4 protein-coding genes are annotated in these 4,387 nt (G+C 46.9%); 3 read left to right on the forward strand and 1 reads right to left on the reverse strand.

Going from position 1 to position 4,387, the window contains the following annotated elements:
• The coding region (gene flgB, locus JZU62_RS08570; protein ID WP_295013842.1) for a flagellar basal body rod protein FlgB at window positions 1-422 on the reverse strand (422 nt) is incomplete at its 3' end.
• A 136-nt stretch (window positions 423-558) separates the two neighbouring features.
• Here flgB and JZU62_RS08575 point away from each other — a divergent pair.
• From JZU62_RS08575 to leuA, 3 genes are all read left to right on the forward strand, one after another.
• Window positions 559-1,737, forward strand: a complete 1,179-nt coding sequence (locus JZU62_RS08575) for an FtsW/RodA/SpoVE family cell cycle protein (RefSeq protein WP_295013844.1) — start codon at window positions 559-561, stop codon at window positions 1,735-1,737.
• Window positions 1,734-2,747, forward strand: coding sequence for an undecaprenyldiphospho-muramoylpentapeptide beta-N-acetylglucosaminyltransferase (gene murG / locus JZU62_RS08580; RefSeq protein WP_295013845.1), 1,014 nt, complete (start codon window positions 1,734-1,736; stop codon window positions 2,745-2,747). Before JZU62_RS08575 ends, murG begins: the two co-directional genes overlap by 4 nt.
• 100 nt (window positions 2,748-2,847) lie before the next feature.
• Window positions 2,848-4,387, forward strand: a 1,540-nt coding sequence (gene leuA / locus JZU62_RS08585; protein WP_295013848.1) for a 2-isopropylmalate synthase, incomplete at its 3' end; no start/stop codon positions are given.

Consider the following 4,387-nt stretch of genomic DNA (forward strand, 5'->3'; position numbering starts at 1 on the left):
GTTTTGCTCGAAGCGTCAATGACGCTTTTAAACAAGTTGGAATCTTTTTTGATCGCAGCAGTGAGGGCATTAAACATCGTGGAATTTTTTGCCATTTCGGTTGTTTCAACATCCAAATCGACGCTATTGCCGTCGTTACGTGCCATATGACCGTCTCGAAAAAAGGTGGTTGGTTTAGATGAACCCGAATCAATCGGTCCCAAATGAGCACCGTTGGTTTGAGCCATTTGGAGGGTTTGAGATTTGTCTCTAAAAATCTCAGCGCTTTTTTGGGCTAAGGTATCTTCGAAACTGATATCTTTAGGGCGATAGAAAGGGGTGTCAGCATTGGCAATATTTCCGGCAATGATGTCTTGGCGTGCTGAACGGTAGTTCATAGCGTTTTGCATCAGGTCATGTGCTCGTGAAACAGTGATTCCCATGTTACTTTCCCCTTTCTCTCGATTTGTTTAGAACACCAAAGCAAAAAACATTCCATATTCTCACAAAATGGTTTTATCGAACTCTTTTATAAAGAGCGATATACTTACGTAAATTATACATTAAATAAGTCCTAAAATGCCTGATAAAAAATTATTTCTATTAACAACAGCACTGATTACCATAGGGGTTATATGCTCCTATACCCTTACGGCATATACCGTCGTATTGTTCGAATATAACGATTTTCATTTCGTGATGCGTGAACTGGTTGTTGCTATTTTCTCGATTTTTATTATGTGGTCTCTTGCACAGCTTGATCCTGATATTTGGCTTCATCGATTAGGGCTTACCCTTTTTTTCGGAGGGATATTTTTGATGCTGGTTATGCCTTTTCTCCCTGCATCGCTGGTAAGTGAAGTCGGCGGTGCAAAGCGGTGGATCAAACTGTTCGGATTTTCCCTCGCCCCCGTTGAGTTTTTTAAAATCGGGTTTGTTTACTTTTTGGCGTGGAGTTTTTCGCGTAAACTCGGGCACCATTCGAATATGGGGGTGTTAGAAGAGTTCAAACGGGTAGCCCCGTATGCTGCTATCTTTGTATTGGTGATGTTTTTGATCGCTTTTTTACAGAATGATTTGGGGCAGGTTATTGTCCTTGCATTGACGTTAGCCTTTATGCTCTTTTTTGCCGGAAGCAGTTTTCGGTTTTTTATCACCTTGATTATGGGGGCATTGGGCGCGTTTATTTTTCTGATTGTTACCTCTGAACACCGTATTAACCGTATTTTATCGTGGTGGGCATCGGCACAAAATACCATCTTAGCCTTTTTCCCCGAATCGATTGCGAAACATTTACGGATAGAAAACGGTGAGGAAGCGTATCAAATCGGACACTCGCTTAATGCGATCCATAACGGAGCACTTTTCGGAACGGGGTTGGGGGGCGGAACGTTCAAACTCGGTTTTTTGAGTGAGGTTCATACCGACTTCGTGTTGGCGGGTATTGCCGAAGAGTTCGGTTTTTTAGGTGTTTTTGCGGTGACGATGCTCTTTATAATGTTGCTACACCGTCTGTTTAAAATCGCGAACCGTTCCCATAACGATACCGCCTATCTGTTTAGTTTGGGTGTGGGGCTATTGATTACGTTTGCCTTTATGGTTAATGCGTACGGTATCAGCGGGTTAACTCCGATTAAAGGGATCTCGGTTCCGTTTTTGAGCTACGGAGGATCGGCGATGTTGGCTTCCGCGATAGGGATAGGGATGGTTATCATGGTCTCCAAAAAAATTCAATACAAATCGGGGGATAAAAAGTGAATCTTATCTTTACCGGCGGCGGAACCGGAGGGCACTTGGTGATCGCCCTCTCACTAGCACAAGTCGCCCGCGAGCGGGGACATCGAGTTATGTTTATCGGCTCAACCTCAGGTCAAGATCGCCAATGGTTTGCGGACAGTACCCTTTTTGATGAGGTTCATTTTCTCGAAACGACGGGTGTGGTGAATAAATCGGGATTTGGAAAGCTTGGCGCACTGTGGAAAGTCTTTAAAGCCTCTTTGAAATCTCGTGATTTGATCGGAAAATTTCATGCGGATGCGGTGGTGAGTGTCGGAGGTTTTTCGGCGGCACCTGCGGCACTAGCGGCGGTTGTTTCACGAGTACCGCTCTATATTCATGAACAAAACGCCGTGACGGGGAAACTAAACCGATTATTGCGTCCGTATGCGAAACGTTTTTTCAGTTCGTATGAAGAGGGGGAAAATCATTGTGATTATCCCGTCAATGCTCGCTATTTTGAGAATGCGCGTATCCGAACCGAAGTGAAAACGGTGATTTTTTTAGGGGGGTCTCAGGGGGCTAAATTTATAAATGATTTGGCACTTGAAATAGCTCCTTGGTTGGCTCACGGTGGGATACATATTATCCACCAGTGCGGATTAAAAGAAGAAGAGCGGGTGCGTGCGGCATACCATCATCTCGGAATCGAAGCGGAAGTGTACGGATTTACCACGCAAATCGCCGAGTTGTGTGAGAAGAGTGATTTTGCGGTGAGCCGTTCAGGGGCGAGTACCTTATGGGAGCTGTGCGCGGCAAAAATCCCCGCTTTTTATATCCCCTTTCCCTACGCCGCCGCCGATCATCAGTACCATAATGCCCGCTATATCATCGACCATAATGCCGGATGGTGCGAGCGCCAAAGTGAGGGGTTGCTTCTTAAACTGCAAGAGGCAATAGGGAGTGATATACGAGCAAAAAGTGAAGCATTAGGGAATTTGATCACCCAAAACGGGGCAACCCATATCATCGAAAAGATCGAAAAACGATAATATCAGAGTTCATCCCCGTTTGTTTCCCTTTTTGCTATAATTCCGCCACTCATTTGCACCCAGCAAGAGCATTGAGAAGAGAAATTCAAAGGAAACCAACATGAAAAACATGTCTGCGGGCAAATATCGCCCTTATCCTCAAGTTGATTTGCCAAATCGCATTTGGCCTACCAAAACCATCACGCACGCCCCAATCTGGTGCAGTGTCGATCTTCGCGACGGAAACCAAGCGTTGATCACCCCGATGAATTTGGATCAAAAACTCTCTCTCTTCAACCTCTTGCTGAAACTCGGATTTAAAAATATCGAGGTGGGATTTCCCTCCGCATCGAAAGTCGAATTTGACTTTTTACGCACTTTGGTCGAGCAAAAACTGATTCCTGATGATGTGACGGTTCAGGTTCTCGTCCAAGCGCGCGAACATTTGATCGATAAGACATTTGAAGCTCTCGAGGGAGTCAAAAAAGCGATTGTCCATTTGTACAACTCCACTTCGGTTGCACAGCGTAAGATCGTCTTCGGAAAAGAGCAAGACGAGATCATCGCCCTCGCTATGGAAGGGGTCGATATGGTCAAAGCCCGCGCTCTTAAACATGACGGCGAGATCATGCTCGAATATTCCCCTGAGAGCTTTACGGGGACGGAACTCGAATTTGCCGTCCGTATCTGTAACGCCGTAACGGATCGTTGGGGTATCAGCGGGTCACGTAAAGTGGTGATTAACCTCCCCGCAACGGTCGAGATGGCGACCCCAAACGTCTATGCCGATCAGATCGAGTGGATGAGCCGTCACCTCACCAACCGTGAGCATGTATTGATCTCGACCCACACCCACAATGACCGCGGAACCTCCGTTGCAGCAACCGAATTAGCGTTGTTGGCGGGCGCGGATCGTGTCGAGGGGACGTTGCTCTCCAACGGTGAGCGCACCGGAAACGTCGATATCATCACCCTCGCGCTCAATATGTTTACCCAAGGGGTTGATCCAGAGCTTGATTTCAGCGATTTGGAGACGGTGGTGCGCGTTGTAGAAGAGTGCACGGACATGAAAACCCATGAGCGCCACCCGTATGTGGGCGAGCTCGTTTACACGGCATTTTCAGGTTCTCACCAAGATGCGATCAACAAAGGGTTAGCGTATCAGCGTGCTAAAGAGGATCCGTTTTGGGAAGTACCGTATCTCCCTATCGATCCGAGCGATGTAGGGCGCAACTACGAGGGGATTATCCGTATCAACTCCCAATCGGGCAAAGGGGGCGTAGCCTACGTTCTCGAAGATAAATTCGGCTATTCATTGCCGAAGAAAATGCACCCTGAAATCGGAACCATCGTTCAGCGTGTTACCGACGAAGCGGGACGCGAACTCTCAAGCGAAGAGATTTTAGACATTTTCGAGAAAACCTATTTTGGCGAACCGCATGACATCGAGTTCGTGGATTATTCGGTGATCTCCGAGAGTGCCAAAGAGCACTCCGCCAAATGCGTGTTGGAATACACCCATAATGGCAAAATGATCCGAAGCGAAGGGCATGGGAATGGTCCGATCGATGCGTGTAAAAATGCGTTGATGGTGGAGTATTCCCACAATTTTAAAATCCTCTCGTACTCTGAGCACTCACGCGGAGAGCTTTCCAGTGCCG

The organism is Sulfuricurvum sp., from assembly GCF_019163035.1.
In the GTDB taxonomy this organism is placed as follows: Bacteria; Campylobacterota; Campylobacteria; order Campylobacterales; family Sulfurimonadaceae; genus Sulfuricurvum.

Bases quoted from the DNA above. Each gene is read 5' to 3' on its own strand.
- JZU62_RS08575 (WP_295013844.1), top strand. From the start codon at position 559: ATGCCTGATAAAAAATTATTTCTATTAACAACAGCACTGATTACCATA.